The following is a 17,617-nucleotide window of genomic DNA, read 5'->3' on the forward strand; positions in this document are numbered from 1 at the left end:
TTGAGGGATTATTCATCCCTTAATAACTTCTTTGCGGCTCCTTCGTCTGTGACGAGAACCGTGTTGCGTGGCTTTTTAAAGTAAGCCTCGATCGCTTCGGCTTTTGATGATCCGCCCGCTACCGCAATAATATCGGGGATGGCGTCTATGTCATCCAGCTGCATTCCGACAGAATGCACTTTGTGGACCACTTCGCCGTCCGCGTTAAAATAGTAGCCGAACGCTTCTGTCACCGCGTCGTTATCATCTATTTTCTTTAAGTCTTCTAAAGGCGTGTTTCTGCGCTGAGCCATAGTTTTAGCTTCGCCGATTCCGTGAACCAGCATACTCGCTGATTTAATGGTGTTCAGCACCTCTTTGACAGAAGGCTCTTCAATAATAGATGAATAGGCGCCCTGTGACAGCTGTCCCGGAACAAACAAAAGCCGGTAAGTGCCTGAAGCCTTCTCCGCCATATGCGCGCATATGGTGTTCGCCTGGTTTTTCACGTCTTCGCCTAAACCGCCTCTTGCAGGCACAAACAAAAGCTCGCGGTTTTTAGAATCCGGCGTCATCATTTCGGCGACAGCTTCAATTGTCGTACCGCCAGTTACAGCGACGATATTTTTGCCTGAAAATCTTTTTTTCATACATGCGACAGCCGCTCTTCCCATTTCTTTTTTGACCCATGGGGATTGATCGCTGTCACCTGATACGATAATGGCATCCTTCAGATTTAAACGTTCTTTTAATGTCTTTTCCAAAAGAGTCAAACCTAAAACATCTTTCATCGTATCTTCCAAAACAGAAAGCAGTTCATAGCCCTCTTCTGTCAATGTCATGCCGTTTGTCTTAATATCGACCAGGTTCTGTTCCTTTAAAAACTGAACCTCGCCCCTCAGCACACGCTCGCTGATTCCGAGACTGGCAGACAGGCTTCTTCGCCCGATGGGTTCTGTCAGCCTGATATACTGCAAGATTTCAAACCTCTTTTGCATAACGAGCAGAAGATCAGGCAATAATTTTTTTTGAGCTTGTATTAACTGGTTCATGACTCAAACGTTCCTTCCTTTTTTGCTGGACATTATATGTCCCGCTATGACAAAAAACGTCCCGTCATAGCCAAAAAAAATCATTTCTGCTTTCTTTAATTATTTTAACAGGGTGGAATTGTTTATTCAACTGTTAAGAGCCAATTCATCGACAATATTCGCAGAGTTTTCATGCCGCGTCGTTTTATCCAGCAATATTTTATCCTATATATCTTTATCTTATACAAAAAGCGCCAAATGGTGCATCCCAATATAAACAGCCCTTCCCGCAGAAAGGGCCGTTTCATTAAAGCGTTTTCATTTTATCCAAAGCTTTTCAATTTCCTCGAGCGATTTGTTCTTCGTTTCCGGACAGATCGTAACGACAAACAGGAAACAAAGGATGTTAATCACCGCAAAGATCCAAAATGTATAGGCGAGCCCGAAAGAATCGATCATCATTGGCACAAACTGTCCGATCGCCCAGTTTGCTCCCCATAAAAAGATGGTCGCAATGCCTGCGGCCCGCGCACGCAGATGGTTCGGGAAGATTTCAGAAATCATAATCCATGTGATCGGTCCGACCGAGACACAGAAAGCAGCGACAAAACCTAATATAAGGACGATCATCATGATCCCGCTTGTTAACTCAAAATAAAACGACGTCCCGATTAAAATCATAAAAATAGCCATAAAAGCAGAACCGATGGACATCAGTTTTTTTCGTCCGACTTTATCAATCAGCAACACCGCAATAACGGTAAAGATGACTTCTACAACCCCGACGATACAAGTCGTCACAAATCCGGCGTTTTGCCCGAATCCCATCATTTTAAAGATTTCCGGCCCGTAGTAAGTAATCGCGTTCATGCCGATGACTTGGTTAAACAGCGCCAGCAGGATTCCAATGACAAGCGCCTTTCTGAGACCCGGCTTAAACAGCTGGGAGAGCGACCCCATTTGTTCTATTTTTAAAGAGTTCTCAATGTTCTTTAATTCTTCTTTTGCAACAGTTTCTCCATTAATACGTGTCAGGATCTTTAAAGCTTCATTTGTTTTGCCCGCTTTCGCCAGCCATCTCGGACTTTCCGGGACGACGAGCAGGACAAGGAAAAAGATGACGGACGGCACCATTCCATAAGCAAGCATCCATCTCCAGCCGGTGTGCACGCCCCATTCGTATGTTCCGGACCGCTGCACAGCTAGATTAATAAAGTATGTTGCGGAAATACCCAGTATCGTAAAAAGCTGATATAAGGAAGATAAACTTCCGCGTATGGCGGGCGGTGCCGCTTCTGTAATATACGTAACAGAGAGCGATGAGCCCATCCCGATTCCCAGCCCCCCGATAATCCTTGCAATGATTAAGGTGGACACATCTTGAGAAAGCGCTGAAACGATTGCTGATATCGCAAATAACAAAGCGGCTGTCATTAAAATTTTTCTCCGGCCGAATCTGTCACTTAAAAATCCGGATATCCCGACGCCAACAACTCCTCCAATCATAATGCTTGAAATGACAAGTCCCTCCATAAACGGACTCAGGCTGTATAAATCTTTCAGAAAACCGATGGCGCCAGAAATCACTGCCGTGTCATAGCCATACAATAAGCCGCCAAGCCCCGCCGCACATGAGATCAAAATGACAAATCCCATTGAATGGCTTCTTGTTACAGGAACATTTGGTTCTAATTGAGTTGGAGTATTCTTCATTTCCCTGCCCTCCCGAATGTTGAGTAAAGCGTTTACATTATACTTTTCAATTGTACGTACTTATATTAAAATTTAACGAAAATTACATTTAATTAGTACGTACAAATATAGAATAATCTTGTTTGCATTTTCTGTCAATGTTTTCTTACAAAGAACGCTGTGATATACTGAAATTTGTCCGTATACATTTTGGAGGAATGGATATGTTACCAAAATACGCGCAAGTAAAAGAAGAAATCAGTTCATGGATTAATCAAGGCAAAATACTGCCCGATCAAAAAATCCCAACCGAAAACGAATTAATGCAGCAATTCGGCGTCAGCCGGCATACCATCCGCAAAGCGATCGGAGACCTCGTATCACAAGGTCTGCTGTACAGCGTGCAAGGCGGAGGCACCTTTGTCGCTTCACGCTCTGCTAAGTCAGCGCTGCATTCCAATAAAACGATCGGTGTTTTGACAACCTACATATCAGACTATATTTTCCCGAGCATCATCAGAGGAATCGAGTCCTATTTAAGCGAGCAGGGGTATTCTATGCTTTTGACAAGCACAAACAACAACCCGGACAACGAAAGAAGAGGCTTAGAAAACCTGCTGTCCCAGCATATTGACGGACTCATCGTAGAACCGACAAAAAGCGCCCTTCAAACCCCAAACATCGGCTATTATCTGAACTTGGAAAAAAACGGCATTCCTTTTGCGATGATTAACGCGTCATATGCCGAGCTTGCCGCGCCGAGTTTTACCTTGGATGATGTGAAAGGCGGGATGATGGCGGCGGAGCATTTGCTTTCTCTCGGCCACACGCATATGATGGGTATTTTTAAAGCTGATGACACACAAGGCGTGAAACGGATGAACGGATTTATACAGGCGCACCGGGAGCGTGAGTTGTTTCCTTCTCCGGATATGATCGTGACATTTACAACGGAAGAAAAAGAATCAAAACTTCTGGAGAAAGTAAAAGCCACACTGGAGAAAAACAGCAAGCACATGCCTACAGCCATTCTTTGTTATAACGATGAAATTGCGCTGAAGGTGATTGATATGCTGAGGGAGATGGATCTTAAAGTGCCGGAGGATATGTCTATCGTCGGGTACGATGATTCACATTTCGCCCAAATCTCAGAAGTGAAACTAACCTCTGTTAAACATCCGAAATCAGTGCTTGGAAAAGCAGCCGCCAAATATGTCATTGACTGCTTAGAGCATAAAAAGCCGAAGCAAGAGGATGTCATATTTGAGCCTGAGTTGATCATTCGCCAGTCCGCACGAAAACTGAATGAATAAAAAAAGCAATGTATGGGTCTCCCCGCTACATTGCTTTTTTTATAGCTGTTATCTGTTTTTCCAAACGTCAGCGATGATTTCAAACGAACGCATTCTGTCTGCGTGTTCAAAGGTTTCTGAGTTAACCATAATTTCGTCAGCCTGTGTCGTTTTGACGAAATCTTCAAGCTTCGCCTTCACTTCTTCCGGACCTCCGACAATCGCGGAGCTCAGCTGCTCATTGACCATCGCTTTTTCATACGGGCTCCAGATTTGATCCATATCCTCAACTGGCGGTTTAAGCTGGTTCGGCGTACCGCGGACAAGATCAAGAAACCTTTGATAATGCGAAGTCGCAAGGTGCTGCGCTTTCTCGTTTGTATCTGCCGCGATAATGGTGACACCGACCATCGCATACGGTTCGTCGAGCACGTCTGACGGCGTGAAGGAATTGCGGTACAGCTCCAAAGCAGGAACCGTATTCGCCGGTGAGAAATGAGCGGCAAAGGCAAACGGAAGACCTAGTTCACCTGCCAGACGGGCGCTGAAGCCGCTTGAGCCCAGCAGCCAAATCGGCACATCTATGCCCTCTCCGGGAATGGCGCGAACTTGATTGCGCACATTTCCTGACGGTTTAAAATAATTGCGCAGTTCCTCTAATTGTTCTGGAAAATCCTCACCGCTGTTGATGTTTCTGCGGAGCGCTCTGGCTGTCAATTGGTCTGTTCCCGGCGCACGTCCAAGCCCCAGATCAATCCGCCCGGGATACAGTGTTTCCAGTGTGCCGAATTGTTCAGCAATGACTAATGAAGAGTGGTTCGGGAGCATAATGCCGCCGGAACCGACGCGGATTTTCTTCGTGCCTCCGGCAATATGGCCAATCAAAACTGCAGTGGCAGAGCTTGCCACACCTTCTATATTATGATGCTCAGCAAGCCAGTAACGGTGATAGCCCCATTCCTCTGCCCGGCGCGCCAAGTCCATGCTGTTTCGGAATGATTCTGCAATCGTTCCTCCCTGAACAACCGGAGATAAATTCAAGACAGAAAGCAAGGTATCTTTGCGTTGGTTGTTAGACATATTGTTCTCCTTTGCAAATGTGTTATCAGTAAACAGCCCAAAGCTGTCAGGTCATGATTGAAAGAACTTCTATCACACCATAACACAACTGCATTCAGGAATAAAAGAATTTGATTCGATGAAATTCGAACAATATAAAACGAACGGTTTGGAACATTATTCTGCTCCAAACAGCTCCTGCGCCATCTCAATAAAGAGCTTAGCCGCCAGAGAAGCCTCCTTTAGCGACGGAACAGCAAGCTGCACATCACGGTATACCTGCGGGTCCAATTCCCGGGTCACCACATGCTCCGGCAGCGGCATCCCCGACATGGACATTTCTGATAAAATGGCCAAGCCCAGTCCTTCTCTGATCATACTGATCGAGGTGTTGATGTTATAGACTGTGAAAGCTGGGTGCAGCGTAGCGCCCGCCTGCCTGAACATATCGACAAATGGTGATTCATAGCCTCCGTCACAGACGATCATCGGTTCATGGTCAAGATCTTTCAGCGTAATGGCCGAATGACTGGCAAGCGGGTGATCGTCCCTGAGCACGACAGCCATTTTGTCTTTTTTCAAATGAATGTACTCCATCTCCTCTGTTGGATACAGAAGAATGCCGACATCTATCATCCGCGTATGAAGCCACTCCTTGACTTCATTTACAGTTCCCTCGTGCAGCACGAGCTCCAGTTTCGGATATTTTTGTTTAAATGCACTGATCAGCTTCGGCATAAAATAAGCCGAAGCTGTTGAGAATGTGCCGATATGGATCGTTCCCAGTTCAAGCCCTTTTTCGGCTGCTGCTACCTGCTCAACTTTTTCAATGCCTTTTAAGACTTCTCTGATGTGTACTAAGATCTGTTTTCCCGTATCTGTCAGCATCAGGCCATTGCGGCGGTCACGAATGATCAGCTTTACATCAAGCTCAGCTTCGATGGCAGAAATCGCATGGCTGACAGCCGGCTGTGTCATGTTCAGCGCCTGACCCGCTTTTGTAAAGCTTCCCGTTTCAGCTATTTTCACAAAAACCTTTAATTGTGTAATAGTCATAACAATTCACTTATGCTCCTTATAAAAAAGATTCATTTTATTTATCTTATGTTCTACCGTATCATATGATGGAAAAGTTCTACAAGGAGTGAATGAACAATGAAGCAGCTCTCAAAAACGCGGACAGCTCTCCTGCTCGCATTTCTCGTCATCATGTGGGGCGTCAATTGGCCGCTGTCCAAAGCCGCGCTCGCCTATTCTCCGCCATTATTGTTCGCGGGCATCCGAACGCTGATCGGCGGGCTTTTATTAGTCATTGTCGCACTGCCGCGTATTCATAAATTACGCTTAAAAGAAACGTGGCCGATTTATCTTGTTTCTGCTCTTTTAAATATTGCGTTATTCTACGGCCTGCAAACAATCGGGCTGAATTATCTTCCGGCCGGCCTGTTTTCTGCAATCGTCTTCTTCCAGCCTGTTCTGATGGGTGTATTTTCTTGGCTGTGGCTCGGCGAATCCATGTTTGTAATGAAAGTGATCGGGCTCATCCTCGGTTTTGCGGGAGTAGCCGTCATTAGTGCTGCGGGCTTTGGCGGGCATATTTCTGTCATTGGAGTTCTGCTGGCTCTCGGCTCCGCAATCAGCTGGGCGCTCGGGACGGTATATATGAAAAAAACAGGCAGCCGCGTCGATTCCATCTGGATGGTCGCTCTGCAGCTGACGATCGGAAGCGTGTTTCTGCTTATATCCGGCTTTTGGACAGAAAGCTTTTCGGCGATCCAATGGACAGCTCCGTTTATTACGAGCCTGCTGTTCATCTCCGTATTCGTTATCGCACTCGGCTGGCTTGTCTTTTTTACGCTTGTCGGTTCAGGAGAAGCAAGCAAGGTCGCATCTTATACTTTTTTGATTCCGCTCATATCAATCGTGGCCAGCTCCATTTTCCTGCATGAACCGCTCACCCTTAGCCTCTTGGCAGGGCTGCTGCTGATTGTCACGAGCATCTGTCTCGTGAATACAAAATCAAAAGCGCAGAAAGCTGCGGCGATTGGTATAAACGAGAAAGCTGCACAATAATAAAAACCCTCTTGCCCGATGCGGCAAGAGGGTTTCTTATTTACTGATGCTTGCGTCCTTTGACCAAATATGCAACTGTAATCAAAAGGTAGATCGCCGCAGTAATGCCAGTAATGACAATTGATGTTGTCATGATGACCCCGATCAGAATGGCGAGTAATGCCACAATCGCAAACCATGTCGTGTACGGGAACCATTTTACATAATAGGCCGGTGTTTCCGTTTGCTGTTTTCTCGATTTCAAATGGGCGAATCCGATGATCAGCCAAATGAATAAAACGGTATATCCCAATGATCCCATTAAATAATTAAATGTTTGGCTTCCTGCGAACAGAGAAATCAATACGCCAATATAGAGAGAAGAAGTGCACATCAGAATCGCAAACATCGGTACGTTTTTCGATGAAAGCTTAGAGAAGACCTTTGGAAGCCTTCCGTCACTTGCCTGTGTATACAAAATGCGTGATGATCCGTATAAACCTGAATTCATAGAAGAAATGATCGCCAGCAGGATGACTGCATTCATGATATGATCCGCGCCCGGAATGCCTACCATTTTAAAGACCATCACGAAAGGGCTTTCCGGAACGGAATTGACTTGATTCCATGGAATCAGGCTGACGATGATGAAAAACGGCAGCAGGTAAAACGCGACAATCCGTGTCAGTGTGCTGCGGACAGCTTTCGGGACAACCTTTTCCGGATTTTTTGTCTCTGCAAGCGTTACACCGATAATTTCTGTACCGCCGTAAGAGTAGATGACGACAAGCATCGCCGTGATCAGCCCTGTGCCGCCGTGCGGGAAAAATCCGCCGTGGTCTGTCAGGTTGGAAAATCCGGATGCTGTATGATCACCGAATGATACAAATAAGAGCAGCAATCCCAGAATAATAAAGATAATAATAACGGTAATCTTGATCATTGCCAGCCAATATTCAGTTTCGGCGAAGATTTTAACAGAAAGCAAGTTTACAATCGTGACGATAAGAGAAATTCCTAATGCCAACACCCAGATCGGGCAGCCTGGCAGCCAATATTGAATGAAAATCGCAGCTACAACAGCTTCAGCCGCAATGTTAAGCACCCACATTTTCCAGTAGATCCAGTCCAAAAAGTAAGCGGCGTAATTTCCCAATACCTGCTGGACAAGATCACGGAAGGTTCTGGCGTTACGGTTTCGAACAGCCATTTCCGCCAGCCCCTGCATAATAAACAGCAAAATAATCCCGCCGAGCAGGTATGCGATAATGACAGATGGCCCTGCCACATCGATCGCTGAGCTGCTCCCCTTAAATAAACCTGCGCCGATTGCTCCGCCCAGCGCCATCATCATAATATGGCGGGACGTCATCGTGCGTTTTAACGTTTGATTGTCGTTTTTCATCCTCTTCTACCTCTCCTTCTCGTTTTCAAAAACAAAAAAGCCCGCCGTCTCCTACCTAATCTAATAGATAAAGAGACGACGAGCCTTCGGCTGACCGCGGTACCACTCTTGTTGATTCTTCATGAAGAATCCTGCTTTTGACCTGTAACGAAGGTTAGCCGTTAAAACATAGGGAATATTCAATCTATTCCGTTCCGTCTTACCACTCCCGGGCGAGTTCAAAGAAGAATCAGGCTGCGTCGCACCACCCCGCAGCTCTCTGTTCTGATCACTTTCTTTTACTGCTCCCAATCTATGTGTTTTAGTTTTCTGAAAAACTCAAATTTTATGATCTGAATATATTAACATAATATACGTGCTTCTCTTTTAACTGTCAATAACTTCAGAGAAAAAAGAAACTGTTATTTTGTCCCTTTTCGAATGGCTTTCCAAAAGGATTCTGACTCGTTTCCTAATGCGTAAACTGAAACACCTGCTATTTTATATTGCTTTACCAGATGGCTTTTCGTTTGAATGGTTTTTTCGTTTTCATACCACACGACATGTTTATGCTTCTTTTTGTCAACATAAGAAAACGTCATCGAACCTGATTTTTTGTTGAATGCCGGCTTTGCTTTTTGTTTTTTGATGAGGGATTTGAGCTCATTCCATTCCCTTATTGTGCTGGTACTTCCGTCTTTTACATCCCAGTCATAGCCGTACGCAGGGATTCCCATGATGACTTTATTGGCTTTGATCTTTTTGACTGAAAACTGCAGAGAGCTTTTGATCCAGTTTGTGCTTGCCACTGACCCTGGCTCACCCCAAATGCCATGTTCGTCGTAGGTCATGACTTGTACGAAGTCGGCAGATTTGCCGATTTTCGCATAATCATACGGCCAGCTCCAGTCATCATTTTTATCATCGGCGCTTTTGGCCGGAACGGATACCATTGTTTTAATATGTTTCTTGTTCAAAGCCTGTGAGACATATTGAATGAAGTTCGAGTACACAGCGCGGTCTTCTGGATTTACTGCTTCAAAATCGATATTAATTCCGTAATATGAGTGCTTTTTGGCCAGTGTTATTAACTGATCTGTGAATCGTTTTTTCGCTGTTTTATTACTCATGACTCGACTCGCTAAATCTCCGTCAAAATCATAAATGGCATCATTATAGTTTGAAATGACAGCCCATGTCTTGATTTTTTTCTTTTTCGCATATGTCAGCTGCTTAGTTGGGGCATCGCCAATCACATGTCCGTTTTTTTCAAACGCAAATGTATCGGTTGCGATGGCATTCATGTATGTATGATATTTTGTAAGAGAATTGTATGAAGCCGTATCCCCAGTCGTGTAGCCTAGTGTCATTCCGGCTGCCTTCGCTTCTCCTTTTGTATACATAAACAGAACAATCGCAATCGCCAGTGAAACCGCTATGATCAGCCATTTTTTCATCGCATTTCCTCCTGTATCAAGTCATACTCTTCTCATCGGCCAAAAAATTGGAAGTTGAAGTTTTTTCAAGCAAAAAGCCCGGCATATGCCTGCCGGGCTTCCTGAGTTCAGCGGTCAGAGACGAGAATATATGCTGCCTTTACAGGTCCGTGCACTCCCACAACTAAATCCATTTCAATGTCTGCTGAGTTGCTCGGTCCGGTAATGTAGTTGATACATGAAGGAACAGTGACACCGTCCGCAATGTTTTGGCGGATGATATCACTGGCTTGTGTCATTCTCGGTACAATGCTTGATTTCGGCACGATCGCAATATAAGTCGTCGGCAAAAGGCTGACAGATCGGCCGATGTCTTTTGAGGAGAAGAGGACAACCGTCCCCGACTCAGCCAATGTAATTTCGCTGAATGTAATCCCTACATTGGCTTGCTCAGCTTTTTTGATATTTTCCTCGCCTTTGTCAGCATCCCACTCCCAGACCGGCGTTCCTTCACTCGGCCAGTCCTTGGTGAGCAGGCTTTTCAGTCCGTATTCTTCAAAGCGGGGGTCCTTCGGAATGATGACAGGGCCTCCGGAAAAGCGGCTGACTTGCTCACGCAGGGCATCGTAAAGGCCGGTTGAATCCGTTTCAATCAGCTCTGTATGGATTTTGACACAATGGTTTTTGAGCACTGTGACTAAGTCATCCGCTGAATAACCTTCAAGTGTTTTATATTGCGGCTGATGCGCCCATTCAGGGACTGCCACGCCTCCTGTTCTTCTTTCACGGCCCAAGCTGGATGCGATTCGGTTTAAAAAGCTCTCTTGATTCTGAATGGTTCCCTTCGTCATCACTGCTCCTCCTTCGTGCGTTCACTTGTTTCTCTGTCCGCAAACCAGTCTCTGAATCTCGATTTATGCGGTGCCGGGAAGTCGCGGATCTGGGTCCAATTTTTAAGCGGGCCGGGCCCTTTCGAAATTTTTTCGTCCTCTGTAAAAGGCGTCATGGCGGCCGGCGCCCATTTTGAGCCCATTTTGTAAAGCGATAAGGAGGATGCGCCAAGTCCGAATGCTTTCATTGCAAGCTTTTCACTGATCGGCGCCCTGCCTTCTTTTTCGACGATATTCTGACGATGCTTGAGTAGCAGCTCATGAAGCGGGATTTTGACCGGGCAGGCTTCTGAACAAGCAGCGCACAGTGAAGATGCGTACGGCAGCTCCTTATAATCGTCATAACCGCCGAGCAACGGTGATAAAACCGCTCCGATCGGCCCCGAGTAGATTGAGCCGTATGAATGTCCGCCGACATGGCGGTATACAGGACAGACATTGATACAGGCGGCACAGCGGATACATTGCAGCACAGACTGGAATTCAGTTCCAAGGATATTGGATCGTCCATTGTCAACGATGACAAGATGGAATTCTTCCGGACCGTCCACTTCACCTTCCAGCTTCGGACCCGTCAAAGCTGTAATATAGCTTGTCAGCCGCTGTCCGACAGCACTTCTTGTCAGCATGCTGACTAGCACTTCAAATTCAGAAAATGACGGGACAATCCGCTCCATTCCCATGACGGTAATTTGTGTTTTCGGCAAGGTGCTCACAAGCCGTCCATTTCCTTCATTTGTCACAAGGCTGACGGAACCCGTGTCAGCGATGGCGAAGTTACAGCCGGTAATGCCGATATCCGCTTCCAGAAACTTTTTTCGGAGAATGGCGCGCGCATGCATCACCAGCTCTTCCGGTTTTTCTGTATGTTGATAGTCCAGTCTTTCTTTAAACACATCGCGTATCTGCTCTTTATTTTTATGAAGGGCGGGCGCTACGATATGTGACGGCGGATCGTGATCATCAATCTGCAAAATGTACTCGCCGAGATCGGTTTCTACGACTTCACAGCCTTCCTTCTCCAGCACCTCATTCAGATTGATTTCCTCTGTGACCATTGATTTAGATTTCACAATTTTCTTCCCGTTCTTCTTTTGAATGACATCGCGAATATAGGAAGACGCCTCTTCCGCTGTTTCCGCGAAATAGACATGTCCGCCTCTTTTCGCCACATTTTCGGCAAGCTGTCCAAGATAGAAATCAAGGTTTTCAAGGACATGCTGCCTGATTTCCTCTGATAATGAGCGCCACTCCTCCCAGTTTCCCAGTTCTTCTGCTGCCTCTAGGCGCCGCGTCCGCAGACGCTCCTGTGCACCTGAAACAGCGCCTCTCATAAATTCATTATCAATCCCCTGTGATACCCGCTCTTTAAAAGCGTCAGTACCGATTTTCATCGCCATGATCCTTTCCCCCTCTGTATCCAGTTTTATCTGCTGTTGAGCACTTCGGCGATGTGCATCACTTTGACATTCTTATCTTTTCGGCCAAGCCGTCCCCCGATATTCATCAAACAGCCGCAGTCAGCACCGATCAGCACCTCTGCTCCCGTTTCCTCCACACATTCGACTTTTTCATCGACCATCTGCTCAGAAATCTGCGCCATCTTGACTGAGAACGTTCCTCCAAATCCGCAGCAGTTATGTTTGCCCGGAAGCTCCGTAAACTGCAGGCCCTTCACATGACTCAACAGCTTCATCGGTTCCTCCCGAACACCCAGCAGCCTAGTCATATGGCACGACGTATGTAAGGTCGCTTTTGTATGAAGGGTCGCGCCGACATCCTCTACTCCAAGGACGTTCACAATAAAATCTGTCAGTTCATACGTTTTATCCGCCAGCTTTTGCGCTTTATCGGCCCATTTCGGATCATCCTGAAACAGATGCGGATACTCCCGGAACATCGTTGTGCAGGAACCGGAAGGACTGACAACATATTCGGAATCCTGAAACGTTTCGATCATCCGTTTCATTGCTTTTTTGGCGTCATTTACATAGCCGCTGTTGTAAGCCGGCTGCCCGCAGCAAATCTGCCCTTCCGGAAAATCAACCTCACACCCAAGCCGCTCCAGCAGCTCAACCGTTGCTTTTCCGACATTTGTTTGAAACATATCAACAAGACAAGTGACAAAAAGTGAGACTTTCATGATGAACCCCTCTCTCATCCCCAATATATGATCAGGTCATCTGATGACCTGAGTTAAAATAACTATATGAATATCGTACACTATTCTGACAATGGAAGGAAAGGGTTTTCTAAACATCTCGGTAAATAAAAAACGCCTGTTCCACTGGACAGACGTTCATAGCACTACACACTTTTTAATGGCCATACAGGCACTTTCTGTATTTTTTAAATGTTTTTATAAATGAATAAAAGAAGCTAAGAGCGCTAAGGAGAACAATCCATCCCGCTCCCCCTCTCATCAGTGCAAAAGGTGTTTCAAACAAAAAGGCTCTGATAAAAGCTGCTCCCGTCTTATCCCACAGGCCCGGCGTATAATACAAACTCTGGGGACGGATAAATAAATCAGCAGTCAAACCATTGGTAGTAAAGAGGATCATGATGAAGGATAAGAATATAAAAGAAAGTGCAAAGTACGATTGCAATAGGCGTTTATATCTTCCGGCTCTGGATTCTGTATCCGAAAAAATATCGTCTGATGCACTGGCTTTCTCTTTTCTAAAATAATGCAGGCCTTGTGAACTGAAAAGATGCTTCCATCCGCTGTCTTCAAAGAGAGTTCGATAATCAGTAAAATCTCCCGGATGTTTAAAGGTGCGATAGTCTATTTTGACGGTAGAATTGTCAGTCGATGTTTCATCTGAAAAACAATAGGATAAAAAAACTTTCCCTTTTAATTCGCACCCCTTATCTGCCATCTTATTCAGCCATTGTTCCTCACTGTCTATGTCCATAAAATATCTGTATTTCTTCATATGGTCTCCCCCTTTTTATTTACTTCCTGCCTCGTTATGTCAACCAGCCGCTCCATTCTCTCCATATCCTTCCACAACACATTTCTTCCGAGTTCAGTGATGATATATGTTTTTCTGCGGCGATCTTCACTTGGATAAGGCTCTATCAATTGATGCTTCAATAAGTTTTCAATTGCGCCATAAAGAGTTCCAGGCGCCATTTTAACTCTTCCGCCGCTTAGATCTTCAATATTTTTCATAATGATGTAGCCGTGAGCAGGATGTAACAAAGATAAAAGAACATAGTAAACAGTCTCAGTCAGCGGCAAATGCTTATTTTCATTCATATAACAGCCTCCAATATTCAGTATAACTGTATAATCCCATCATATACAGTTATACTGAATATTACAACCATAAATGACCAGCTAAACACAAAAAAACCTGGCTATAAATAACCAGGTTTCCATTAAATCCAGCCCTTTTCCTCAGCAATGCTGGCGGCTTCTGTCCGATTTTTCGCATTAAGCTTTTGGATGATTTCTGAGATATAGTTTCGAACTGTGCCTTGAGATAAATAGAGCTCCAGCGTAATGTCTTTTGTTGTCTTGCCTAAAGCCGCAAGCCTCAGAATTTCTTGCTCTCTAACGGTTAGCGGATTTTCGTCTCGCATCATATTAAACGTCAGCTCGGGGCTGAAGACACGTTTTCCCTTTACACATTTTCGAATGGCATCGGCCAGATCGTCAATTTCGCCGTCTTTCAGCAGATAGCCATGTGCACCGGCCTTTACGGCGCGTTCAAAATATCCGGGGCGGGCAAAGGTGGTTAATATAATGACCTTGCTGCCGCAGCCTTTTTTCATTAATTCCTCTGCCACATCCAGCCCGCTTCGAACCGGCATTTCAATGTCCATGATGCATACGTCCGGCTCCAGCTTCAAAATAGCATGTAGCGCCTCTTCCCCGTTTAATGCTTGTCCGATGACTGTCATATCCTCTTCTAAATCAAGCAAAGATCCCAAAGCGCCTAAAAGCATTCGCTGGTCCTCAGCAATAAACAGACGAATCATTCTTTTCGTCCTCCAATCATTCTGCTTTTTTAATAAGCGGAATCGTCAGTGCCACAACCGTTCCGTTATGATCTGAAACCGTTAATCCCCCTTCAATGAGCATGAGCCGTTCTTCCATTCCCCGCAGGCCATTCCCAAACATTTTCTCCTTCGCCGCTCCCTTTCCGTCATCCCGTATCACGATCCTCATTTTGTCAGCAAACTGAGAAATGGTGATGGCACAGTGGGTTGCTTTGCTGTGCTTGATAATGTTAGTCACGGCTTCCCGCATACACATACTGATAATATTTTGAGTGACGGGAGATATCACTGAAAAGTCGTCGGCTCCTTCGTATTGAAAGGTAATGTTCCCCGCTCTTAATATGTGCTGAATGTTTACGAGCTCCTCTGTTATCGTGACCGTTCTCATATCAGAAACCAGCTCTCGAACTTGCTTGAGTGCGGAGCGTGAACTGGTTTCCATTTCTTTTGCCTCAAGCTTGGCCCGTTCTGGATCAGATGCAGCCAGCCGCTGAATGAGCTGGCTTTTTAATGTAAGCAGCGACAGGGTGTGGCCAAGAGTATCGTGAAGATCACGGGCGATTCGAACACGCTCCTCTCTTTTAGAGAGTTCTTTTATCTGTTCGTTGGCTTGTGCAAGCTTATTTTCAAGCTCAATCCTCCGAAACATAGAACGAATGCCGAATGGAGAAATGAGCATAATGACGAGAAACGGGAGAACAGAAAAAAGCTCCCGAAGCGAGACCGAATTCGCGATAAATTGGTATAGGCATGGAAAAAGCAGTATAAAGATTAAAGCGCAGAACGCACGGTTAAAATTCGTTTTCTCTTTGTAATAACCAACAAAGTTTGCCGGGAAAAAACCTAAGTATATATAGGTGATATTGTAAAACACACTATATATCAAAATAACCGCCATTTGCACGATAAGCCAATATGTAAACGGTCCTTTGCCCACGCTGCAGAATAACTGGCGATATGCCGCTACAAAAAGGAGCAGCATGCCATATCCGATCCCCTGTTTGACCCCTGATTCTTTCAATAAAGAGAGGAACGGCATAATCGTATACACCAGAAAGATATAAGGGAAAAACCCGAATTCCTTCGGGAAAATAGATATTGCCTTTTTCATGTATTACACCGCTTCTTGTTTTCTTCTTATATATTTAGATAGTAGCATGAAGAGCATCATATAAGCGATTAATATCAGAATATTTTTCCAAGTCGGACTCCCACCCCGGACAAGTTCCCACGCTCCGCTCCCGAAATGATAAGACGGAAGCCACTGGCCAATGCTCTGCATCATGTCAGGCATGACCTCAAACGGCATCCACATCCCTCCGCCTAAAGCCAGCAGCATATAAAGCACATTACTGATTCCGGCCGCTGTTTCTACTTTTCTCATGAGGCCGATTAGTGTGCCTAATGCTAAAAAAGGCAATGCGCCAAACAAAATCCACAGTCCGCTCATCATCCATTCAAACGGTGACAAGGCAATATCATTGATGATTGCGCCGAACAGAAATATGACGGTAATCGATAAAACGTGAATGACACTTTGGCCGATCATCTGAGCTGATAAATAGATATGATCCGGAAGAGGCGTAAGGCGGATAAAGGCGGTCCAGCCTTGTGACCGTTCTTGTACCATTCGGATGCCAAGCGTCATGATAGAGGAACCCATCACGCTGAAGACTGTCATCGACATCAGGTAATGGGCTTCCCATGCACGTTGATCAGGGACGTTGGTATTCACTACATTTGTAAAGAAATAATAAAAGGCAATCGGCATGATCAGAGACCAAAGCACAAAGTACTTGTTCCTAAGCACCCTTTTCATTTCAGCGATGCTTTGCTTTTGCAGCATGTTCACTCACATCGCCTCCCTGTTGCCGTCAGCCAGCTGGCGAAATGCCTCATCGAGCGTCGCTTGCTCAATTCGAATATCTCGTGCTGGGATGTTTTCTTGAAAGATCAGCGCCAACACTTTGTCTGTATTTGATGTCTGGATGATGGTTCTCTCATGCTCATGGATCACTCTCTCGACTTCCGGGTGACAAGACAGCCTTTCCAATGATTCACTTGAATGAAGCGTAAAGGAAACAGACTGTTTTTGAATTCTTGAGCGGATTTGCATTGGTGAGTCGTCTGCAACAAGCCGTCCTTCATTAAAAAATAGGATTCGCTGTGCGGCATCGTCTGCTTCCTGTAAATAATGAGTTGAAAAAATAATTGTTTTTCCTTGGTCCGACAGTCCGTGAATGGTCTGCCAGAATCGGTGTCTTGATGAAGTGTCCATGCCGACTGTCGGTTCATCAAGTATAAGCAGCTCCGGGTTCCCGGCAAGAGCCAAAGCAAAGCTCAAACGGCGTTTTTGTCCGCCGGATAATTTTTCTGCTCTTGTTTTCAAATCTTCTTTGGTGAGTGCTGTTAACGAAACGAGTTCTTTCATGGACAATGGATTCGGATAATAACTCCGAAAGAGTTCAAGGATTTCATCCACCTTCAGGCCCGGCATGACACTCACTTCCTGAAGCATTACACCTATTTTTTCACGAACCAGTTGATCATCGGGAACCCGGTTAAATAGTTTGATTTCTCCCTCACTCGGTTTCAGCAATCCTAATATCATAGAGATGACGGTCGTCTTCCCTGCCCCATTTGGCCCGAGAATGGCTGCAATTTCTCCTTTTTCAATACTGAAGCTGATGTGGTTTACAGCGGTTTTTCGCTGGAAATGTTTTGTCACGTTGCTTACTGTTACGGCTTCTTTCATCACATGAGCACCTCCTGATCGTTTACATTGATTGTAAAA

At 45.4% G+C, this 17,617-nt stretch carries 17 protein-coding genes and 1 other annotated feature; of the genes, 2 read left to right on the forward strand and 15 right to left on the reverse strand.

Features of this window, described 5'->3' with window-relative positions; all coding sequences use genetic code 11:
* Positions 1 to 8: 8 nt before the first annotated feature.
* Together cggR and araE are read right to left on the reverse strand one after the other, a co-directional pair.
* Entirely contained in the window at positions 9 to 1,031 is a 1,023-nt protein-coding gene (gene cggR / locus FB592_RS01645) for a gapA transcriptional regulator CggR (protein WP_009968188.1), read from the reverse strand.
* 297 nt (positions 1,032 to 1,328) lie between these two features.
* Positions 1,329 to 2,723 (reverse strand): arabinose-proton symporter AraE, encoded by a 1,395-nt coding sequence (gene araE / locus FB592_RS01650; protein WP_003243899.1) that lies wholly within the window; start codon positions 2,721 to 2,723, stop codon positions 1,329 to 1,331.
* A gap of 203 nt (positions 2,724 to 2,926) precedes the next feature.
* On the opposite strand from araE, the gene araR reads away from it, so the two are divergent.
* The gene (araR, locus tag FB592_RS01655; protein WP_003243070.1) at positions 2,927 to 4,015 is read left to right on the forward strand and encodes an arabinose utilization transcriptional regulator AraR; all 1,089 of its coding nucleotides are present in this window, start codon (positions 2,927 to 2,929) and stop codon (positions 4,013 to 4,015) included.
* Positions 4,016 to 4,063: 48 nt separating this feature from the next.
* Here the strand turns inward: araR and FB592_RS01660 are convergent, their stop codons facing one another.
* Entirely contained in the window at positions 4,064 to 5,074 is a 1,011-nt protein-coding gene (locus FB592_RS01660) for an LLM class flavin-dependent oxidoreductase (protein ID WP_141949179.1), read from the reverse strand.
* 156 nt (positions 5,075 to 5,230) lie between these two features.
* Complete coding sequence (locus FB592_RS01670; protein ID WP_141949180.1) at positions 5,231 to 6,109, reverse strand: LysR family transcriptional regulator; 879 nt, start codon at positions 6,107 to 6,109, stop codon at positions 5,231 to 5,233.
* Between the two features lie 99 nt (positions 6,110 to 6,208).
* Here FB592_RS01670 and FB592_RS01675 point away from each other — a divergent pair, with 99 nt between their 5' ends.
* Entirely contained in the window at positions 6,209 to 7,126 is a 918-nt protein-coding gene (locus tag FB592_RS01675; RefSeq protein ID WP_141949181.1) for a DMT family transporter, read from the forward strand.
* A gap of 40 nt (positions 7,127 to 7,166) precedes the next feature.
* Here the strand turns inward: FB592_RS01675 and FB592_RS01680 are convergent, their stop codons facing one another.
* The 11 genes from FB592_RS01680 to FB592_RS01730 form a co-directional block, all read right to left on the reverse strand.
* A complete protein-coding gene (locus FB592_RS01680; protein ID WP_003228313.1) occupies positions 7,167 to 8,510 on the reverse strand; it encodes an amino acid permease in 1,344 nt (447 codons plus the stop codon).
* A gap of 68 nt (positions 8,511 to 8,578) precedes the next feature.
* Positions 8,579 to 8,814: a binding site (T-box leader), on the reverse strand.
* Between the two features lie 97 nt (positions 8,815 to 8,911).
* A complete protein-coding gene (locus FB592_RS01685) occupies positions 8,912 to 9,946 on the reverse strand; it encodes a glycosyl hydrolase family 18 protein (RefSeq protein WP_141949182.1) in 1,035 nt (344 codons plus the stop codon).
* 107 nt (positions 9,947 to 10,053) lie between these two features.
* Positions 10,054 to 10,776: a lactate utilization protein LutC gene (gene lutC / locus FB592_RS01690; protein WP_024573285.1), complete on the reverse strand. Its 723-nt coding sequence runs from the start codon at positions 10,774 to 10,776 to the stop codon at positions 10,054 to 10,056.
* On the reverse strand, positions 10,776 to 12,215 hold the full coding sequence (gene lutB / locus FB592_RS01695) for a lactate utilization iron-sulfur protein LutB (RefSeq protein WP_014480926.1): 1,440 nt from the start codon (positions 12,213 to 12,215) through the stop codon (positions 10,776 to 10,778). The genes lutC and lutB overlap by 1 nt, the downstream gene beginning before the upstream one ends.
* A 26-nt stretch (positions 12,216 to 12,241) precedes the next feature.
* The gene (gene lutA, locus FB592_RS01700; RefSeq protein ID WP_024573483.1) at positions 12,242 to 12,958 is read right to left on the reverse strand and encodes a lactate utilization iron-sulfur protein LutA; all 717 of its coding nucleotides are present in this window, start codon (positions 12,956 to 12,958) and stop codon (positions 12,242 to 12,244) included.
* 175 nt (positions 12,959 to 13,133) lie between these two features.
* Positions 13,134 to 13,751: a DUF2812 domain-containing protein gene (locus FB592_RS01705; RefSeq protein ID WP_141949183.1), complete on the reverse strand. Its 618-nt coding sequence runs from the start codon at positions 13,749 to 13,751 to the stop codon at positions 13,134 to 13,136.
* The gene (locus FB592_RS01710) at positions 13,748 to 14,077 is read right to left on the reverse strand and encodes a PadR family transcriptional regulator (RefSeq protein WP_041333190.1); all 330 of its coding nucleotides are present in this window, start codon (positions 14,075 to 14,077) and stop codon (positions 13,748 to 13,750) included. The genes FB592_RS01705 and FB592_RS01710 overlap by 4 nt, the downstream gene beginning before the upstream one ends.
* 122 nt (positions 14,078 to 14,199) lie before the next feature.
* The gene (yvfU, locus tag FB592_RS01715; RefSeq protein ID WP_141949184.1) at positions 14,200 to 14,802 is read right to left on the reverse strand and encodes a two-component system response regulator YvfU; all 603 of its coding nucleotides are present in this window, start codon (positions 14,800 to 14,802) and stop codon (positions 14,200 to 14,202) included.
* 16 nt (positions 14,803 to 14,818) lie between these two features.
* On the reverse strand, positions 14,819 to 15,934 hold the full coding sequence (gene yvfT / locus FB592_RS01720) for a two-component system sensor histidine kinase YvfT (protein WP_141949185.1): 1,116 nt from the start codon (positions 15,932 to 15,934) through the stop codon (positions 14,819 to 14,821).
* A gap of 3 nt (positions 15,935 to 15,937) precedes the next feature.
* The gene (locus FB592_RS01725; RefSeq protein ID WP_021480631.1) at positions 15,938 to 16,675 is read right to left on the reverse strand and encodes an ABC transporter permease; all 738 of its coding nucleotides are present in this window, start codon (positions 16,673 to 16,675) and stop codon (positions 15,938 to 15,940) included.
* Entirely contained in the window at positions 16,676 to 17,581 is a 906-nt protein-coding gene (locus FB592_RS01730) for an ABC transporter ATP-binding protein (protein ID WP_141949186.1), read from the reverse strand.
* Positions 17,582 to 17,617: the final 36 nt, after the last annotated feature.

It is taken from the genome of Bacillus sp. SJZ110 (assembly GCF_006715455.1).
Classification (GTDB): domain Bacteria; phylum Bacillota; class Bacilli; order Bacillales; family Bacillaceae; genus Bacillus; species Bacillus subtilis.